This is a genomic window from Bacterioplanoides pacificum, assembly GCF_042648445.1.
Taxonomy (GTDB): Bacteria; Pseudomonadota; Gammaproteobacteria; order Pseudomonadales; family Oceanobacteraceae; genus Bacterioplanoides; species Bacterioplanoides pacificum.
The window spans coordinates 95230-111884 of sequence record NZ_JBHRYB010000003.1 but is presented as its reverse complement, the minus strand read 5'-3'; the positions used below and the strand labels follow the sequence as shown (position 1 = coordinate 111884).

20 protein-coding genes are annotated in these 16655 nt (G+C 53.7%); 6 read left to right on the top strand and 14 right to left on the bottom strand.

The features are described 5' to 3' along the window. Nucleotides 1-107 precede the first annotated feature (107 nt). A complete protein-coding gene (locus tag ACFOMG_RS03860) occupies nucleotides 108-311 on the top strand; it encodes a hypothetical protein (RefSeq protein ID WP_376864901.1) in 204 nt (67 codons plus the stop codon). Nucleotides 312-399: 88 nt separating this feature from the next. On the opposite strand, the gene ACFOMG_RS03855 is transcribed toward ACFOMG_RS03860, so the two are convergent. The 7 genes from ACFOMG_RS03855 to ACFOMG_RS03825 form a co-directional block, all read right to left on the bottom strand. After that, nucleotides 400-1971: a chalcone isomerase family protein gene (locus ACFOMG_RS03855; RefSeq protein ID WP_376864900.1), complete on the bottom strand. Its 1572-nt coding sequence runs from the start codon at nucleotides 1969-1971 to the stop codon at nucleotides 400-402. A gap of 111 nt (nucleotides 1972-2082) precedes the next feature. Continuing rightward, a complete protein-coding gene (locus tag ACFOMG_RS03850; RefSeq protein WP_376864899.1) occupies nucleotides 2083-2514 on the bottom strand; it encodes a phosphate ABC transporter substrate-binding protein in 432 nt (143 codons plus the stop codon). Nucleotides 2515-2526: 12 nt separating this feature from the next. Then, complete coding sequence (locus ACFOMG_RS03845; protein ID WP_376864898.1) at nucleotides 2527-3678, bottom strand: porin; 1152 nt, start codon at nucleotides 3676-3678, stop codon at nucleotides 2527-2529. Between the two features lie 164 nt (nucleotides 3679-3842). Next, nucleotides 3843-4706: a bile acid:sodium symporter family protein gene (locus ACFOMG_RS03840; RefSeq protein ID WP_376865081.1), complete on the bottom strand. Its 864-nt coding sequence runs from the start codon at nucleotides 4704-4706 to the stop codon at nucleotides 3843-3845. Between the two features lie 122 nt (nucleotides 4707-4828). Beyond that, nucleotides 4829-5620 (bottom strand): spermidine synthase, encoded by a 792-nt coding sequence (locus ACFOMG_RS03835; RefSeq protein WP_376864897.1) that lies wholly within the window; start codon nucleotides 5618-5620, stop codon nucleotides 4829-4831. Between the two features lie 10 nt (nucleotides 5621-5630). Then, nucleotides 5631-6971, bottom strand: coding sequence for an amino-acid N-acetyltransferase (gene argA / locus ACFOMG_RS03830; protein ID WP_376864896.1), 1341 nt, complete (start codon nucleotides 6969-6971; stop codon nucleotides 5631-5633). Between the two features lie 36 nt (nucleotides 6972-7007). After that, nucleotides 7008-7250, bottom strand: coding sequence for a M20/M25/M40 family metallo-hydrolase (locus ACFOMG_RS03825; protein WP_376865079.1), 243 nt, complete (start codon nucleotides 7248-7250; stop codon nucleotides 7008-7010). Between the two features lie 56 nt (nucleotides 7251-7306). Between ACFOMG_RS03825 and ACFOMG_RS03820 the strand changes: the two genes are divergently transcribed. The 5 genes from ACFOMG_RS03820 to ACFOMG_RS03800 all read left to right on the top strand — a co-directional run bounded on the left by ACFOMG_RS03820 (nucleotide 7307) and on the right by ACFOMG_RS03800 (nucleotide 12655). Then, complete coding sequence (locus ACFOMG_RS03820; RefSeq protein WP_376864895.1) at nucleotides 7307-8746, top strand: CYTH domain-containing protein; 1440 nt, start codon at nucleotides 7307-7309, stop codon at nucleotides 8744-8746. A gap of 39 nt (nucleotides 8747-8785) precedes the next feature. Further along, nucleotides 8786-10552: a GspE/PulE family protein gene (locus ACFOMG_RS03815; RefSeq protein ID WP_376864894.1), complete on the top strand. Its 1767-nt coding sequence runs from the start codon at nucleotides 8786-8788 to the stop codon at nucleotides 10550-10552. Between the two features lie 111 nt (nucleotides 10553-10663). Further along, entirely contained in the window at nucleotides 10664-11185 is a 522-nt protein-coding gene (locus tag ACFOMG_RS03810) for a 3'-5' exonuclease (RefSeq protein WP_376864893.1), read from the top strand. Beyond that, on the top strand, nucleotides 11182-11631 hold the full coding sequence (locus tag ACFOMG_RS03805; protein WP_376864892.1) for a GFA family protein: 450 nt from the start codon (nucleotides 11182-11184) through the stop codon (nucleotides 11629-11631). The genes ACFOMG_RS03810 and ACFOMG_RS03805 overlap by 4 nt, the downstream gene beginning before the upstream one ends. 217 nt (nucleotides 11632-11848) lie before the next feature. After that, nucleotides 11849-12655, top strand: coding sequence for a DUF3800 domain-containing protein (locus ACFOMG_RS03800; protein WP_376864891.1), 807 nt, complete (start codon nucleotides 11849-11851; stop codon nucleotides 12653-12655). Nucleotides 12656-12837: 182 nt separating this feature from the next. On the opposite strand, the gene ACFOMG_RS03795 is transcribed toward ACFOMG_RS03800, so the two are convergent. The 7 genes from ACFOMG_RS03795 to hisI form a co-directional block, all read right to left on the bottom strand. After that, nucleotides 12838-13923, bottom strand: coding sequence for a DKNYY domain-containing protein (locus ACFOMG_RS03795; protein ID WP_376864890.1), 1086 nt, complete (start codon nucleotides 13921-13923; stop codon nucleotides 12838-12840). Between the two features lie 133 nt (nucleotides 13924-14056). Continuing rightward, the gene (gene tatC / locus ACFOMG_RS03790; RefSeq protein WP_376864889.1) at nucleotides 14057-14824 is read right to left on the bottom strand and encodes a twin-arginine translocase subunit TatC; all 768 of its coding nucleotides are present in this window, start codon (nucleotides 14822-14824) and stop codon (nucleotides 14057-14059) included. After that, nucleotides 14821-15129, bottom strand: a complete 309-nt coding sequence (gene tatB / locus ACFOMG_RS03785; protein ID WP_376864888.1) for a Sec-independent protein translocase protein TatB — start codon at nucleotides 15127-15129, stop codon at nucleotides 14821-14823. The genes tatC and tatB overlap by 4 nt, the downstream gene beginning before the upstream one ends. Beyond that, on the bottom strand, nucleotides 15129-15404 hold the full coding sequence (tatA, locus tag ACFOMG_RS03780) for a twin-arginine translocase TatA/TatE family subunit (protein ID WP_376864887.1): 276 nt from the start codon (nucleotides 15402-15404) through the stop codon (nucleotides 15129-15131). Before tatA ends, tatB begins: the two co-directional genes overlap by 1 nt. A gap of 48 nt (nucleotides 15405-15452) precedes the next feature. Beyond that, nucleotides 15453-15794, bottom strand: a complete 342-nt coding sequence (locus ACFOMG_RS03775) for a histidine triad nucleotide-binding protein (protein ID WP_376864886.1) — start codon at nucleotides 15792-15794, stop codon at nucleotides 15453-15455. A gap of 16 nt (nucleotides 15795-15810) precedes the next feature. Continuing rightward, nucleotides 15811-16146 (bottom strand): phosphoribosyl-ATP diphosphatase, encoded by a 336-nt coding sequence (locus ACFOMG_RS03770; protein WP_376864885.1) that lies wholly within the window; start codon nucleotides 16144-16146, stop codon nucleotides 15811-15813. Nucleotides 16147-16198: 52 nt separating this feature from the next. Continuing rightward, on the bottom strand, nucleotides 16199-16579 hold the full coding sequence (hisI, locus tag ACFOMG_RS03765; RefSeq protein ID WP_376864884.1) for a phosphoribosyl-AMP cyclohydrolase: 381 nt from the start codon (nucleotides 16577-16579) through the stop codon (nucleotides 16199-16201). Between the last annotated feature and the right edge of the window lie 76 nt (nucleotides 16580-16655).

The window sequence follows — 16655 nt, the reverse complement described above, 5'->3', positions numbered from 1 at the left end:
TGGCCGCTGAATGGCCGAGATGTAAAATCCGGTTAACTTTTTTTATTTACCTCTGTGAACGGTCTGATGGCCGGTTACACTGTACGCTTTACTGAGAGGAATCAATCATGAAAGCAGTATTTGTAATATTTTCGGCGTTGATGCTGGCGGCGTGTGCTAATAAAGAAAAGCTGATTAGCGCAGCTAAGGACAATGCCAAACCGGTTTATGAAGAGTGTGTAAAAGAGTACAAAAAGACGATGTCCGACAGTGATGCGCGTAAAGCCTGTGGCGAAAAACTGAAAGCCGGTTATAAGGCTGTGAGTGAATAAAACCCGGCACGGAAGATAATAAAAAGCCCTGTGGCCAGAACTGCCACAGGGCTTTTTTATCGTTTAAACCGTACTCACAATACCGGAATCACAATTTAAAATCGTGACTAATGGTCAGTTCGGTTGTCTGGCCGCCGGGTACGGTACCGAAGGGGGCACTGTGTTCGATGGCTTTTTTCAGGGCAATATTCAGTTCGTGGTGACGGCTGCTGGTTTGTTTTTCCAGCGTGCTGATTTTGCCGTTGCCATCCAGGGTCAGGACATAACTGACCTGGCCTTGTTTTTTCAGGACCTCGGCCGCTTTCGGGTATTCCACGGCAGCAGCGACTTTATCGCGTACCTGCTGCTGATACATTTCAACCGTCATCTGGCTGGCCTGTTGTTTACGTACCGCCGCGGCCTGTTTTGCCTGTTGCGCCAGGCTGGCTGGCATATCTGGCCGGGCGCTGGCCGGTTGTGGGCTGTCGCTGAGAGAAAAGCGGTATTTCAGCGTATATTGCCACGGCGCATTCTTCAGCCCTTTGGGCGGCTGCACCTTGCTGCTGACCGCACGTATGGCCCGTTTCAGCTCTTCGTTTAACAGTTCGGTTTCACCGTCGACGCCAGCGGCGCTCTGCATAGCGGTGATTTCACCACCGCTGCTCAGGGTGACCGTCTGGCTGACGGAGCCCTGTTGCTGGAACTGGCGTGCCCAGGGTGGGTAACGTACTTCCTGTTCCAGTGCCTGTTGTAACTGCCAGCCATACAGCTGCTGGTAATAGTTCTGTTGTTCGGCCAGTTGCTGCTGTTGTTTGGCCGCGCGTTGCTGGGCGGCACGTTGTTGTTGCTGCTTCTTCTGTTCTGCCAGTTGCTGGCGGCTGAGTTTCTGTTGCTGCGCCTTGCGTTGTTTTTCGGCAGCCAGACGTTGTTTGCGTTCAGCCTGTTGCTGACTGCGTTGCTCTTCTTGCTGTTGTTGCAGGCGCTGTTGTTCCTGCCGTTGTTGTTCCTGCGCTTCCTGCTCCAGTCGTTGTTGCTCGGCCAGGCGGGCTGCTTTGGCAGCCTGTAAACGTTCTCGTTTCTGTTGTTGCCAGCCGGAAATCAGCTGCTTGCGATCGGCCGGAACCTGATGCGTATTCAGTTGTTGGGCCAGGATCGGGTCGTTGCCCTGGCCGAGAATCTGGCTGCGGAATTCACGTGATGGCGGTAATTTGCCGATCCAGGTATTCAGCAGGTAACCAAACAGGTCGCGTGATGGCGCACGAATGGCCAGTTCATTATTGAGATACACCCGGGTGCCACCGGCAGATACCTGGATGCGGACCATGTCGTCCTGCTGTAACGGGGTTTCAGGTAAATCGATAAAGGCCATCAGCGCTTCGCGGCTGGCCGGGTTATTTGGCAGGGTGGCATTGTTGATGGAAATATTGGCCTGCCACATCTTGCGCCATTTGCGCGGTGTCCAGCGGGCACGGATCAGTAACCGCATTTCCTGGTTGGCCTGACTGGCGAGAATAGTGTCGGGTGAGTCCGAAGGCTGTGACAGATACAGGCCGGCGATATAGTAGTCGCGGGTCAGTTGAGAAAAGGTGGCGCTGCCGTTCAGCACTAACTCGTCAGCCTGCAGGCGGGCGGTAAACAGGCTGCTGACAAGCAGAACTGCCAGTAGTAATGCTCGGGTCATTATTGCTATCTCGGGTAAAAGTACCGGTTAGTGATTTGAGAGGTACGCAGTGTAAGCCAATAACGGCAGCCGGAGAAATACTGACAAATTTCCTCCGGCTGTCGACGGTTATCAGTCTTTGATGGTGTGTAGCACCGCCACACTGGTATCAACATCCAGGCTGTTGATATAACCGATGCCGTTTAAGTCTTCAGCGATGGCTTTTTTCATCGCCGCCGCATCAGCGACATCCCGTGGTGGTTGCTTTTTACCGGCAAAGATCTGACGTGACCAGTAAGAGTGCAGCTGGGATGGGGTTTTATTCAGGACGCTGCGGGTGAAGCGGTCACGAATATCATCACCTTTTGCCAGGTTATAGGGTACGGCAGAACTGCCGTCCGGAAACTTGTTGGCTTTGCCCAGATAAATCCGTGACACCAGGTCGGTATCGATACCTGTGTAGGTGTTCTGGTTTTTCAGGTTGACGATAATGGCAATATCCGCCTGCGCTACCATGCTCAGAGACATAGCTGCGGCCAGTCCGAGGGCTTTGATCAGTTTCATGTGTCAGGCTCCTCAGAATACCAGTTGTAATGCCGCGCGGTAGAGAGTACCAGAGCCGCCTGGCTCACCCTGGTTGGTCTCTTCAACGTGGTGGGTTGCTTCAAATTTCAGTGCGGTGGCTTCGTCCAGGTCGTAACGCATACCCAGGGTGACACTGTCGTCTTCGCCGCGCAGTTTCATGGTTTTCTGAATCTCACCCACTTCACCGCCGTCGAGGCGGTCACGGGAGGTGGAATAGGTGGTGTGCAGCGTCAGCGCACCAAAACGTTTGGCCGCAGAAGCTAACCAGGCAAAGTTATCCACATACAGACCGGATTCGAAGTCGATGATGGCGGTTTCTGCGATAAACGACCAGTCGCCGTTATCCCAGGTGGTTGCCAGGTTGTAATAGCGGGCACGTTTTTCATCGAAGTCGAAGGTATCACGGGTGCTTTGTGAGGCATTGATCAACCCTGCAATACCTTGAGCAGCGGTATAGGCGAAATCAATCCGGCGGCTGCCGCCCTGCTCCAGTTCCAGCGTCATTTCGGTTTGCTGCATACCGGCGCGGAAACCAAAGTTACCCATATACAGGTTCAGGGTGATACCCGCGAAGTTATTCAGTTCGCTTTCGTATTCTTCGTTGAACAAAGTAATAGGCTTGTCACGACGACCGTAGTTCAGCTGTACCTGACCATCGAAGCTGTCGAAGCTGAAGCGGTGAGTCAGGTCGGCACCGTTGTAGTCGGCAAACGGAATACCGTAAGCATCGCCGGTTGGGCGTACCCAGTTATAGGCGTAACCCACATCCAGGAACTCAGAATAATAGAAGAACGGAATACGCAGACGACCAAAACGGAAGTCGGTGCTGTCGTTCAGTGCGTGGCTGACAAACGCCAGAGAGGTGCGTACGTCAAAGTCTTCTTCACCTTTAGCCGTCAGCTGAATGGTGGCACTGGTACGGTCACTGATGGTTTTGCTGACCTGCAGGCCCATCATGGTATCGCGGTTAAAGAAGTTAGCATCACCGGATTCGTAGTTTTCGATGGTGATATCGTTTTCGTCGAGGTAATAAGCACCAACGTTAAGGAAACCGTAGACGTTCAGGCTGTCATCGGCGATCGCATGGCCAGCAGTTCCCATTAACAGGGCACTGACCAGCGGAGTCATTATTCGGGTTCTCATGAGTAGATTTCTCCCTGGGCTGAGGCGCGGATGCTAGCACACCTGGTACTATCGTTTAACAGGGTGTCAGGAGAATTACTGAGAGGGTGCTCACAGAAACGGACACTCCCTGACCAATTGGTCGGGAGTGGCGCAGGATGTTAATGATAATTTTGTAGATTCACTTATGCCAGCTGCGGTTTGCGGCCCGCGCGGAAGGTGAACAGTGTTGCGGTGATAAACATAATCAGGCTGTAGACGCTGGGCGCAATCGACATCTCCGCACTTTGCAGGATGCTGGTGGTGATCAGCAGTGTCAGGGTGCCGTTTTGTAGCCCGACTTCCAGACAAATAGTGCGTGCCTGAGCTTCGTTATGTAGCAGCCATTTGCCCAGGCCATAACCAAGCAGCATGGTCAGCAGGTTCAGCGTTAAGGCTGCCGGGCCGGAGGCGATGGTGAAATCAATCAGTTTTTCCCCCAGATTGACCGCAATACTGAGGATGACCGCGGCCAGTACGGCCATTGAGAACCAGCTGATGGCTGGCTCCACCCGCTTGGCAAAGGCCTGCCAGCGGGCGCGGATCAGCATACCGGCAATTACCGGGATCACGGTAATCACAATCAGCTGCAGCCAGGTTTTCAGCAGCGGCAGCTCGAATACCTTGTCGTTGTCAGAATAATAACTGATGGCCCAGGCGCCCAGAACCGGGATAGTAAAGGGTGTGATAAAACCAATCACGGCGGTCAGCGACACAGATAAACCGACATCGCCACGGGCCAGATAAGTATACAGGTTCGAGGTCGTGCCACCGGGGCACAGCGACAGCAGAAACAGGCCAATAGCCAGCTCACCGTGCAGGCCAAAAGCGGCAATAATGATGACCGCAACCAGTGGCAGAAACACCATCTGAGCCACCGCACCGACCAGAAAACCGCGCGGCTGACGGAAGACCCGGCGGAAGTCATTGATGGTCAGGCTCAGGCCAACACCGGCCATAATCATAATCAGGGCGATCGGCAGACCGATTTTCACCAGGGTTTCGAACATCACTGAGTACTCATTGTTATTGTTAAGGATGTCAAACTACCGGATGAGACATAGTGCGGCAAGTAACCCGGCGGTAACTACGACTAACACCGAATGGTGCGTCCGGCCGGATTCTGTGTTTATTACGAGCGGTGACGGTAAAACTGCTTGGCATAACTCCAGGGGTTAAACCCGAGCTGTGGTTGTAATTGTTTGCATTGCTGGCGGGCTGCTTGTTTTTCCCGGGCCGGCCGGCGTGACGCCCAGATCAGCCAGTTGCCATCGTGGGTGGTGGCCTGCAGTACAGTGCTGAAGTCGTGCTGCAGTTGTTGCAGAATATGGCCCTCTGCTTTGTGTTCTTTCCACAGATTTAATACCAGCCAGCCATCGTCGCTGACATAACGGCCACATTGCTGCAGAAACTCCTGTTGCTGCTGCTCTGCACTCAGGCCATCGGCCAGATATAAATCGGAAAATAATAACCCGGTACTTTGCTGGCGGGCGACGGCCTGATTAACAAAGTGTTGGGCGCTGTCCACCTCGACCTGCAGCCGGGTATCACGTGGCAGGGCAAAATACTGGCGCGCAATGCGGACCACCGCCGGGCGCAACTCCACCGCCTGTATCTGCCAGGCGGGTAATAACTGCCATAACTTGGCGGCTAACAAACCACCACCTAACCCCAGTACCGTGGCGTGCCCCGGCTGAAGTTCTGCGCCCGGCAGCTGACAGGTCACTGCCAGCATGGCCCGCAGATAATCGTGTTGCAGCTGCAATGGCTGTTGTTTCAGCTGGCAGCTTTGTTCATCGGCGGTGCCGAAACTGAGGTAACGTTTATTGCCGTCGTCGAATACCTGTAGCGGTCCGAACTCATCGAAGCTGCGATGAATCTCATGGCCGAACGGATGGCAATCGGGTAATAAATAGGTTGTCACGCCGGACAGCTCACAGAGTTTTAAAAAACACTTTGGAATTACGTTGCAGGTTGTAGGCCTGTTGTTTTTCCAGCGGTAAGGCCGACACTTCTCCGGCGACAAATCCCTGTTCGACAAACCAGTGAGCGGTACGGGTGGTTAACACAAACAATTGCTGATAATGCCGCTGCCGGGCCTGTTGTTCGATCTGTTCCAGCAGCCGCTGACCGCGGTTACTGCCACGATAATCGCTGTGTACTGCGACGCAGGCCAGTTCAGCCTGTTTGTCGGTATACGGATATAAGGCGGCGCAGGCGGTAATTAAGCCGTCGCGCTCAATGACATAAAAGCGCTGAATTTCGGTTTCCAGCAGCTCGCGCGAGCGACGTACCAGAATGCCCTGATCTTCCAGCGGTTTTAACAACTGCAGAATGCCACCGACGTCATCGATGGTTGCTGCACGTAACTGGTCGTAGGCTTCCTGGCTGATTAAGGTGCCTTTACCTTCGCGGGTAAACAGTTCCTGTAACAAGGCGCCGTCTTCGGCATAACTCAGCAGCTGTGCCCGGGGCACACCCTGACGCACGGCATTAAGGGCGGCTTCGGCATGGTATAACGCTTCGCCGTGAAAATCGTGCAGGCAGTCCTGCAGCTGGGTGCTGGTCAGTTGCTGAATGGTGTTGCCGGCGGCGTCGGTCAGGCCGGCATCTTTACCCAGGATCAGCAGCTTATCGGCGCGCAGGCTGATGGCCGCCTGTTGTGCCACGTCTTCGACCGTGAGGTTAAACATTTCACCACTGGGGGAATAACCGGCACAGGATAACAACACGATATTACGTTGCTGTAATAACTCGCGGATGGCCTGGTGTTCGATGCGCCGCACCTCACCGGTGTGCTGAAAATCAACGCCGTTAATCACCCCTTTGGGTTTGGCGGTGACAAAATTACCGCTGACCACCCGGATGCGGGCACCGTGCATCGACGAGCCCGGAGTGCCGACCGACAGGCGTGACTCGATATCCGATTTCACCATACCAACCGCCGCTTTGACGGCGTTCAGTGCTGCGCCGTCCGTGATCCGGAAACCCTGAAAAAAGTCGCTGCGGATCGACAGGGTTTTAAGTGTGGCGTCAATTTGTGGCCGGGCACCGTGAACCAGTACCAGCTGTACACCGAGGCTGTTGAGCAGAGCGATATCCTGGATCACATTGGTGAAGTTGGCGTCAGCAATCGCGTCGCCTTCAAACATGATAACGAAGGTTTTGCCGCGGTGAGCGTTAATATACGGCGACGAATGGCGGAACCACTTAACGTAGTCGCTGTTGTTTAACGGCTTGTTGTGGTCCGCGCTGGCGGGTTGATCGGCGCTCATGATTCCGGCTTCACTGTGATGGATCTGACCAGTTTATCACTGCAGACAAAACTCGTTAATCAGCTGGCGGATTAAATCGATCCCCGGACGAATCTGATCGACAGCCAGATATTCATCCACCTGGTGAGCCTGGTTGATATTGCCCGGCCATAATACCAGGGTTTCGATGCCGAGATTCTGTAAAAACGGCGCTGCGGTCGCGAATGCCAGCGCTTCTGCGCTGGCGCCGGTGAGGCGTTCGCAGGCCTGTACAATGGCGCTGCTGGCGGGCGCGGCGATAAAAATATTGCCACGCGTGTCTTGCGAAACCGTGTTGTGCCGCTAACAATACCGCCATGACTACAGAAATCGAACTTAAGTTGCGGCTCAGCCCGCACAATCTCAACGACCAGAATCATCCACTGGTGTCTTTCCTTAATCAACACGCAGAAGCGGTTGATCCGCAGTTGCTGGTCAATCGTTATTACGATACCCCGGATCAGGCGTTATCGCGTGCGCGTGCGGCATTGCGCATTCGCCGCCGGGGTGACGGCTTTGAGCAGACGTTAAAGACGGCTGGTACCTCAACCGCTGGCCTGCATCAGCGGCGGGAATGGAACTGGCCGCTTGAGGGTGATGAGCTGGACGCCGGTGTATTGCGCAACGATGACGTACAGGCCTGCTGGCCGGGCGGCGTTGAGGTTGAGCAGTTACAGGTGATCTTCGCCACTAACTTCAACCGCCGTGCCTGGCGCTGGACGCTGGAGCAGGATGGTCAGCGTACTGCGGCTGAGGTCGTGATCGATCTGGGTGAGGTACTGGCCGGTGACAAAAGTGAGCCGTTATGTGAGCTGGAGCTGGAATTGCTCGACGGTGATGCTGCGGGTCTGTGGCAGATGGCACAACAGCTGGCAGCACATACGCCGTTGTGGCTGAGCGATACCAGTAAAGCCGAGCGCGGTTATCAGCTGGCAGAAAAAGAGGTGCAGTGGGCGGCCAGCCAGTCACCTTTCAGCGACACCATGGCACTGGCGCAGGTGGTGCCGCTCTGGTTGCAGCAGCAACTGGTGTTATTTCAGCGGGCGCTGGAAAAAACCTTATGGCAGCACGATTCCGAGGCCGCGCTGGTCTGCTGGCAACACTGGCTGACGTTGCGTCATTTACCGCAATGGTGCGGCAAAATTATCAAACGTAAACAAACCAAAGCCATGCGTGAGGCACTCGATCAGATGCAGCCCGGGCTGGAGGCGTTGTCGGCGTTAACCACCGCCAGTCGTTTCTTTAACGATGGCACAATCCGGCCACGCTGGTTACAGCTGGCGCAACAGTTACGTGATGATGCCTGCCTGGGCCAGGCGTTATTACAGCTGGCGCAGTGGGGTTATCAACAGCTGCCGCAACTGAGCGCCCAGGCCGCGAACGGTGTTGGCGTGAGTGGTGAAACCCTGAGTCATTATCAGCACCGGTGCTGGAAAGAAGTGCAGCAGGCGCTGGCCAGTCCACACGAACACTGGCATGTGAATCAGTGGGCTGAGCTGCAGTCGCAGGTCTCGCGGTTGCAACATCTGCATCAGTTGCGGGCACAGCTTTACAGCGCTACCGCAGCGGCGTCATACCCGCGTGAGCGGCGCTTACTGTCTGATATGCTTAACGGCCAATCTCTGATACAAAGTCTGATAGCTCAGCCGCAGTTGCTCAGTGCTGAACAGATCGGGCAGTTGCAGCAGGAGTTGCCTTACGAACTCTGGGGCCGCTGGCTGGAACTGAACAGCAGCCTGCGCCACAGCGAAAAATAATCGTTTACCGTGTTTGTTGCGGATTAAGGAAGATAACTCATGATTCAGGCCCAGGCCGAACGCCATCTGGCATTAACCACCTTGCTGGAAGATTTACGCCGCGATGGTGTACTGGCCGATGCGGATTACCAACAGGGTCTGAGCATTCGCCGCAACAAAGGTGAAGAAAACCTGCATCCGCTGACGGTGCTGGCGCGTCAGAATTTCACCGATGCGCGCAGCGGTAAAACCCTCAGTGAAGAGACGCTGGTGGCCTGGCTGGCACAACGTAATAAGCTGGAACACGTCACCATTGATCCTCTGGAAATCGACGTCAGTGCGGTAACGGCACAGATGTCGTACGCCTTTTCTGAGCGGCACAATATTCTCGCGGTTAAGGTCAGCAAAGATGAAGTGACGGTTGCCAGTGCAGAACCTTTCGTCAGTGGCTGGATGCCCGATCTGGAACACACCACCCGACGGATGGTGAAACGGGTACTGGCGGCGCCAGCGGATATCGACCGTTTCCGGGTTGAGTTTTATCAGCTGGCGAACTCGGTTAACCGCGCCGGCCAGGCACATACCGGCATCAGTTCGGTGCAGAACCTGGAATCCATGCTGGAGCTGGGTAAAGCCAAAGCACCGGACGCCAATGACGAACATATCGTTAATATCGTCGACTGGTTGCTGCAGTACGCTTTTGACCAGCGCGCCAGTGATATTCATATCGAGCCGCGCCGTGAAGTTGGCCATGTGCGTTTCCGCATCGACGGCGTGTTGCACAATGTGTACGAGCTGCCGGCTCAGGTATCGCAGGCGGTCGTGGCGCGGATTAAATCCCTCGGACGGATGAACATTGCCGAAAAGCGCCGGCCGCAGGACAGCCGCTTAAAAACCAAAACACCCGGCGGAGAAGAAGTGGAGCTGCGGTTATCGACCTTGCCCACCGCGTTTGGCGAAAAGCTGGTAATGCGGGTATTTGATCCGTCGGTGCTGGTACGCAGTTTTGCCGACCTGGGGTTCAGCAAAGAAGATAAACGCCGCTGGGATCAGATGACCACCAATAACCACGGCATCGTGTTTGTTACCGGGCCAACCGGTTCCGGTAAAACCACCACCCTGTACACCACGTTAAAAACGCTGGCGACGCCGGAAGTGAATGTTTCCACCATCGAAGACCCGATCGAAATGGTGGAAGGGTCATTTAACCAGATGCAGGTTAACCCGGCGATTGACCTGGCTTTTGCCGATGGCGTGCGGGCATTATTACGGCAGGACCCGGACATCATCATGGTGGGTGAGGTGCGTGACCTGGAAACCGCCGAAATTGCGGTACAGGCGGCGTTAACCGGCCACCTGGTATTGTCGACTTTACATACCAATGATGCGCCGTCGGCCTTTACCCGGCTGCAGGAGCTGGGGTTACCGGCCTATCTGATTAAATCGTCGGTACTGGGGGTGATGGCGCAACGTCTGGTGCGGACCTTATGTCCACATTGCAAAGAACCTCAGGCCGCGGATGAAAAAGACTGGAAGCAACTGACCTCGCCCTGGCTGGTCAAAGCGCCGGAAAAAATTTACCAGGCCAAAGGTTGCCTCGAATGCCGCGGCACCGGGTATCTGGGGCGGATGGGAATTTACGAAGTGATGCCGATGAGCAACACGCTGGAAAACCTGATCACTGATACCACAGACCACAGCAAATTACGGCAGGCAGCGATGAAAGAAGGTATGCACAGCCTGCGCCTCAGTGGTGCTCATAAAGTTGCCGCCGGGCTGACCACCGTCAGTGAAGTGATGCGGGTGGCACCTTTGTCGAAGTTTTAGTGTGATTGGCGGTAATTTGTTGCTTCCTTCATAGTTTCGTAAGGCAACACAGATTAGACTTAAGCTCGTTGAACCCGGAACACACTCAGCAACGGATACTTGGTAATCAGGGTGGAAAACAGACAGCAGCACAGCGAAGATATTCAGCCGCCGGCCATCATTGATCTGGAAGCCTCAGGTTTCGGCCGTGGCAGCTACCCGATCGAAGTCGGCTTTGCGCTGGAAGATCGTCAGATTCACAGCTTTCTGATTAAGCCTGCCCCGGGCTGGACTCACTGGAGTGATGACGCCGAAAAAATCCACGGTATCAGCCGTCAGCAACTGGAAGATGATGGCCTCAGTCCGCGTGAAATTGCGCTGAAAATGAACGAGCTGCTGCGTGGTAAAACCCTCTACTCCGACGCCTGGAGTTTTGACTCGTCCTGGATCGGGCGACTCTTTGATGAAGCCGAACTGGTACAACGCTTCCGCATCGAAACGGTTAACAAGCTGTTGTCGCAGCAGCAGATGGAAGCCTGGCACGATACCAAAAAAGATCTCTGGCAGGAGATGGATATCGGGCGTCATCGTGCCGCCAATGATGTGCGGGTGTTGCAGGAAACCTTCCTGCGGGTTACCCGGGCGCAGTTATGACAGCCGCAAATTTCAGCGGCGGATGCCGCTGCGGCCAGTGCCGCTTTCAGGCTTCTCATCCGCCTTTGTTTGCCGGTTATTGTCACTGCCAGGCCTGCCGCCAACGCTCCAGCGCTAACGCCACCGCCTTTATGATGATGGATGAGAAGGATTTTACGCTGCAGGGTGAAACACACAGCTATCGCGAAAGTGGCGGCTCTGGCGCGCCGATCGAGCATCAACGTTGCAGCCGCTGTGGCTCGACGCTGTATACCAAGCTGTATGTGCTGAAAAACATCCTCGCCGTTCCGGCCGTGTTGCTGGATGATGCTGCGTTGTTCCAGCCGCAGCAACACGTGTGGGTCAGTGCCAAACCCGACTGGTACGACATCAATGATGATCTGCCGCAACAACCCGGGCCACCGCAATTATCGGCTGAGCTTAAAGCCCGCCTGGCGACAGGGTAACGCCAGAAGGCTCACGCTCTGTTAAATAAAATGATTCATTGCCAGGAAAGTTAGCTGTTGAATAGCTGGTAATTGACACATTTAAAAGTAATCGGCATTTTGAGCCATTTATATTGCTAGGATGGCGTCATTCAATGGCAAGCAGTAACTTCCACTTTCTTGAACAGCATGATGAGACAGCGCTGTGTGATGGCACCAACTATCTTTGGTATCGGCCATGTCTAAACAACGCGAACTGAACCTTCAGATTCCGGGTGTTGAGTTACCTGAAAATTTCAGCGATTTTATCGTGTATGTCGATGAGAGTGGTGACCACAGCCTGCAAAGTATCGATCAGAACTACCCTGTGTTCGTGCTGGCATTCTGCGTATTCTATAAAAACCATTACAGCAACAAGGTGGTTCCTGCATTGCAGGAGCTCAAATTCGACTTCTTTGGTCACGATCTGGTTATTCTGCATGAGCATGAAATTCGTAAGCAGAAAGGTGATTTTGCGGCACTGGCAAGTAAGGAGTTGAAAGAAGGTTTCTTAGGCCGACTAACCAATATTATCGATGACAGCAACTTCATCCTGATCAGTTGTGTGATTGATAAAAGTCGCATTCGCGAGTCCGATGCCGAGAGTAATTCTTATCATATCGCCCTGCGCTATTGTCTGGAGTCTCTGTATCAGCTGGTATCAGAGAAAGGTCAGCAGGATCTCGAAACTCATGTTGTGGTCGAAAGGCGCGGGAAAAAAGAAGATAACGACCTTGAACTGGAGTTTCGACGCATTTGCGACGGTGAAAACCGCTTCCGCCAGGATTTACCTTTTAAACTGCGTATGGCCAGTAAGGCCTCTAACTCGGCTGGGCTGCAGCTGGCGGATCTGGTTGCCAGACCAATAGGACGTCATGTGCTGAATCCGGCTCAGGAGAACCGTGCGTTCGATATTCTGAAGGTGAAGTTTTTCTGCGAAGGTGGCCGTAGTTGCGTCGGGAATGACTACGAAGACTGGGGCCTGAAGCGTTTTCCAGAGCCCTGAAAAGCGAAAGGCCCCGGTGAATCCACCAGAGCCTTGACGCCGACCGGGAACCCCCAATCCATTTGTTTTGTATTATCGTATTCGTTTCTGAATATCTCAAGGCCTTTTTTGTATTGTGAAAGCTCGCCTATTCTTCTTACAGAGCGCCTGAGAATCTGCGCTCCGCAGATTCTCAGGCAGATTTACCGCTCTGCTTGCTCCAGCCGTTCTCCATGAAGAAAATAGCCATGCTTGTCGCGCGCATCCGATTGTGTGGCTTCATCCCAGTTGGTGTATTCAAAACTGGCGGCATCGGCCCCGGCCAGAATTTCTGTTGGCTGATAATTGCTGCGGAAATAAATGTGATTCTGATCGCGCAGATAACCACGGCCTAATACCTGTAAGGTCGCCGGGTCAGCACCTTCAATCACGCCGCTGTGCTGATACAACATATCGTATACGGCGTTGTTATCTTTGCCGTAATGATCAACGTCTTCGATCAGCTCAAAGCTGGCGCTGTCGGCTTCGGGCAGCACCAGGGTTTCGTGGTAAAAAATATGCCGGGCATCTTTTGCGGTGTAATCATTCAGCACGGTGAAGCTGTCGGCATCGGCATCGGGCAGGTGATGCTGCTGGAAGTACACCCGGGCGCCGTCCGGGTTATGCGACACTCCGTAACTGCTCGGGTGGCCCCAGGCGTCGGGAAACAGACTGAAGTGTTGCGGTAAAGCACCTTCAAGCGGGATACCCGTCAGGTACACCCGCTGATTGTCAGCCCAGTATTCATCACCCAATGCTTCCAGATAGTGGAAACTGGCCGGATCCGCTCCGGCTAACTCCTGGCCGGCAAAATACACCCGCTCGCTGTCGCGTGCGTAGCGGTCACGGAAGTAGCCACTTTGGAGAGTTTCAAAGCTGTCTGCCTGAGCTCCCGGAATGGCTTGTGCGTTGTAATACACCGTGTTTTCAGCAACCGAATAACCGCTGTTGGCGATGCCTTTCAGGCTGTTGCTGAGCAGTTGTGGATAACCGAATACAATCATGGCGGTGATCACAATAGCGCTGGCGCTGAGGGTCAGAGTGCGGCCGGAGATGCCAAACAGATCAGAGCCAAATAACCAGAATAAGGCACACAGGGGGATCGGGTAACTGAGAAACAGCAGTGCCTGAAATACCACCGAACGTTTGTTTTCTGAGCCAGGGGCATCAAACATCATGGGTGACATCATCATCACCATAGGCCAGAACAGTAATAAGAACGTAGTGGCCAGTTGTGCGAGCAATTTCATAAAGTTTCCGTTATTGATCGTTCCGTCGATTAGCCAGCATACCACGATGGTGGCGTATTTCCGGAAGCATCTAACAGAATGGCGGGGCCAGCCTCTGACTGGCCCTGTCAGGCGGGGTTAACCGAAGGCGGAATTAACCGGCGATGGAGTTTTCTTCGTCGTCGTTATTTTCGTCGCTGTCTTCATCGCGGCGTTTAATCATGCGCGAAAACAATACACCGATTTCAAACAGGGAATACATAGGTAATGCCAGTACCGTCTGAGAAATCACATCCGGTGGTGTGACCAGCATGCCGACGACAAAACAGCCGAGGAAAATATACGGACGTTTGGCCGTCAGCGACTGCACTGAGGTGATGCCGGTTAACACCATCAGGAAAGTGGCGATGGGAATTTCAAAGGCGATGCCGAAGGCAAAAAAGATCTTCAGGATGAAGTTAAGGATATTGGAAATATCCGGCAGAAAGGAAATGCCTTCCGGACCGGCAGCGGTGAAAAAGGCAAATACCAGCGGCAATACAACAAAATACGCAAAGGCGATACCGGCATAAAATAACAAAACACTGGAGATCAGCAGCGGGATGCCGAATTTCTTTTCGTGTTGATACAGGCCGGGCGCAATAAACGACCAGATCTGAAACAGAATAAAAGGAACCGCCAGCAGAACGGCCAGCACCAGCGTCATTTTAAACGGTACCAGAAATGGCGACGCGACACCGGTAGCAATCATATTGCCGCTGTCGGGCAATAAGGTTGATAGCGGCTCCACCATAATCAGATACAGATCGTTGGCAAAATAAAACATGCCAAGGAACAGCGCTAATACCACCAGTACGCTTTTCAGCAGCCGGTTACGCAGTTCCACCAGGTGAGAAACTAAAGGTTGTGCCTGATCAGTCATGAGGGTTTGGATTCATCAGAAGGCGCTGCCGTGTCCTGTTTGCTGTCAGGTTCGGCGGCGCTGTTGGCTACTTGTTTCTGTTCGTCGTCATCGAGGAAGGTGGCGTACGGGTCTTTCAGTTTTTCCCGCAGCTCTTCGGTTCGCGCATGGCGCTCCAGGTCGTCCTGAATATTGCTCATGGTGCGGCGTACTTTGCCAATCATCAGGCCCAGGCTGCGGGCGGCGTGGGGTAAACGCTCCGGGCCCAGCACCAGCAGGCCAAGCACGGCGACCACCATTAACTCGAGAAAACCAATGTCGAACATCAGGCTTTATCTTGCTTGTCTTTCTGGTCGGCAGACGCTTTAGCGTCTTTTTCTGCGAAATCGGCGTCTTTTTCCAGCTCGTCGCCTTTTTCGTGGGTCAGGTTTTTGGCTTCTTCGTCTTTTTTGTCGGCCGGGTCTTCATTCATGGCTTTTTTGAAGCCTTTTACCGCGCCGCCTAAGTCGCCACCCAGTGAACGCAGTTTTTTGGTGCCGAAAATCATGATGACAATGGCCAGTACAATTAACAGTTGCCAGATGCTGATACCACTAAGCATGGGTTTACCTCTTTATTGTTGTACTCGTTACGAGTGTTAAAAGTCCGCTTAAAACCCCGGCAGCTGAGCGCCGCCGAGAATATGAAAATGCATATGAAATACTTCCTGGCCACCTTCGGCACCGGTATTGGTGATGGTGCGGAAGCCAGTCAGTTGCTGCTGCCTGGCGATGGTCGGGATGGTTAACATCAGGTGCGACATCAGCTCTGCGTCGCTAGCGCTGAGGTCGTTCAGGTTAACGATATGACGCTTGGGAATCACCAGCAGATGGGTGTCGGCTTTCGGGGCGATATCATGGAATGCCAGCAACTGGTCGTCTTCATACACCACGTTGGCGGGAATATCGCCGGCAACCAGTTTACAGAATAAGCAATCGGCATGGTCAGTCATAACGCTACCTGTGTGTTCAGTCTTTCGGGGTCCGTGAGGCTTTTTCTTCCAGGCCGGACATATCAAAGCGGCGTGCCAGCTCGTTGATCACAGCTTCCGGACGTTCGCCCAGCTTGGCCAGCGCGACCAGGCTATGAAACCATAAATCAGCGGTCTCGTAGATAACGTCCTGATTATCACCACTGGTTTCTGCATCTTTAGCCGCCAGAATGGTTTCGGTGGCTTCTTCGCCGACCTTTTCCAGAATCTTGTTCAGGCCTTTATGGTACAGGCTGGCTACGTAAGAGGAATCTTTGGCGGCGCCTTTGCGCTCTTCCAGGATGTCACCCAAAGCCGAGAGAATATCGCTCATAGCTGTTTCAGTTTCGTTAATTCTGTGAATGTAAACGCTGCTCGGAGCGCACTCAATAAATGTCTGTCGGATCTTTCAGCACCGGGTCAACCGCAACCCAGTTGCCGTCCTGGTACACCTGATAAAAGCAGCTTTCGCGGCCGGTATGACAGGCGATGCCGCCGATCTGTTCGACCTGCATAACAATCACATCGGCGTCGCAGTCGAGGCGCAGTTCGTGCAACTGTTGTACATGGCCGGATTCTTCACCTTTGCGCCATAATTTCTGACGCGAGCGGGAATAATAAATGGCGCGTTTTTCTCTGGCCGTCAGCTCCAGCGCTTCGCGGTTCATCCAGGCCATCATCAGGATACGACCGCTTTTATGATCCTGGGCGATCGCCGGCACCAGGCCATCGGTATCCCATTTTACGGCATCTAACCAGTTGCTCATGTTGATCTCTGTTACAACAATGGACTGCCGGCGGCTGCGCCGGCAGATAAAAATTCAGGCGAAGCAGGATAACCCA

Bases quoted from the DNA above. Each gene is read 5' to 3' on its own strand.
- ACFOMG_RS03840 (WP_376865081.1), bottom strand. From the start codon at position 4,706: ATGTTCGAAACCCTGGTGAAAATCGGTCTGCCGATCGCCCTGATTATG.
- tatB (WP_376864888.1), bottom strand. From the start codon at position 15,129: ATGTTCGACATTGGTTTTCTCGAGTTAATGGTGGTCGCCGTGCTTGGC.
- ACFOMG_RS03850 (WP_376864899.1), bottom strand. From the start codon at position 2,514: ATGAAACTGATCAAAGCCCTCGGACTGGCCGCAGCTATGTCTCTGAGC.
- ACFOMG_RS03820 (WP_376864895.1), top strand. From the start codon at position 7,307: ATGACTACAGAAATCGAACTTAAGTTGCGGCTCAGCCCGCACAATCTC.
- argA (WP_376864896.1), bottom strand. From the start codon at position 6,971: ATGAGCGCCGATCAACCCGCCAGCGCGGACCACAACAAGCCGTTAAAC.
- ACFOMG_RS03770 (WP_376864885.1), bottom strand. From the start codon at position 16,146: ATGAGCGATATTCTCTCGGCTTTGGGTGACATCCTGGAAGAGCGCAAA.
- tatC (WP_376864889.1), bottom strand. From the start codon at position 14,824: ATGACTGATCAGGCACAACCTTTAGTTTCTCACCTGGTGGAACTGCGT.
- ACFOMG_RS03800 (WP_376864891.1), top strand. From the start codon at position 11,849: ATGTCTAAACAACGCGAACTGAACCTTCAGATTCCGGGTGTTGAGTTA.
- ACFOMG_RS03845 (WP_376864898.1), bottom strand. From the start codon at position 3,678: ATGAGAACCCGAATAATGACTCCGCTGGTCAGTGCCCTGTTAATGGGA.
- ACFOMG_RS03795 (WP_376864890.1), bottom strand. From the start codon at position 13,923: ATGAAATTGCTCGCACAACTGGCCACTACGTTCTTATTACTGTTCTGG.
- tatA (WP_376864887.1), bottom strand. From the start codon at position 15,404: ATGCTTAGTGGTATCAGCATCTGGCAACTGTTAATTGTACTGGCCATT.
- ACFOMG_RS03860 (WP_376864901.1), top strand. From the start codon at position 108: ATGAAAGCAGTATTTGTAATATTTTCGGCGTTGATGCTGGCGGCGTGT.
- ACFOMG_RS03775 (WP_376864886.1), bottom strand. From the start codon at position 15,794: ATGACTGACCATGCCGATTGCTTATTCTGTAAACTGGTTGCCGGCGAT.
- ACFOMG_RS03855 (WP_376864900.1), bottom strand. From the start codon at position 1,971: ATGACCCGAGCATTACTACTGGCAGTTCTGCTTGTCAGCAGCCTGTTT.
- ACFOMG_RS03805 (WP_376864892.1), top strand. From the start codon at position 11,182: ATGACAGCCGCAAATTTCAGCGGCGGATGCCGCTGCGGCCAGTGCCGC.
- ACFOMG_RS03815 (WP_376864894.1), top strand. From the start codon at position 8,786: ATGATTCAGGCCCAGGCCGAACGCCATCTGGCATTAACCACCTTGCTG.
- hisI (WP_376864884.1), bottom strand. From the start codon at position 16,579: ATGAGCAACTGGTTAGATGCCGTAAAATGGGATACCGATGGCCTGGTG.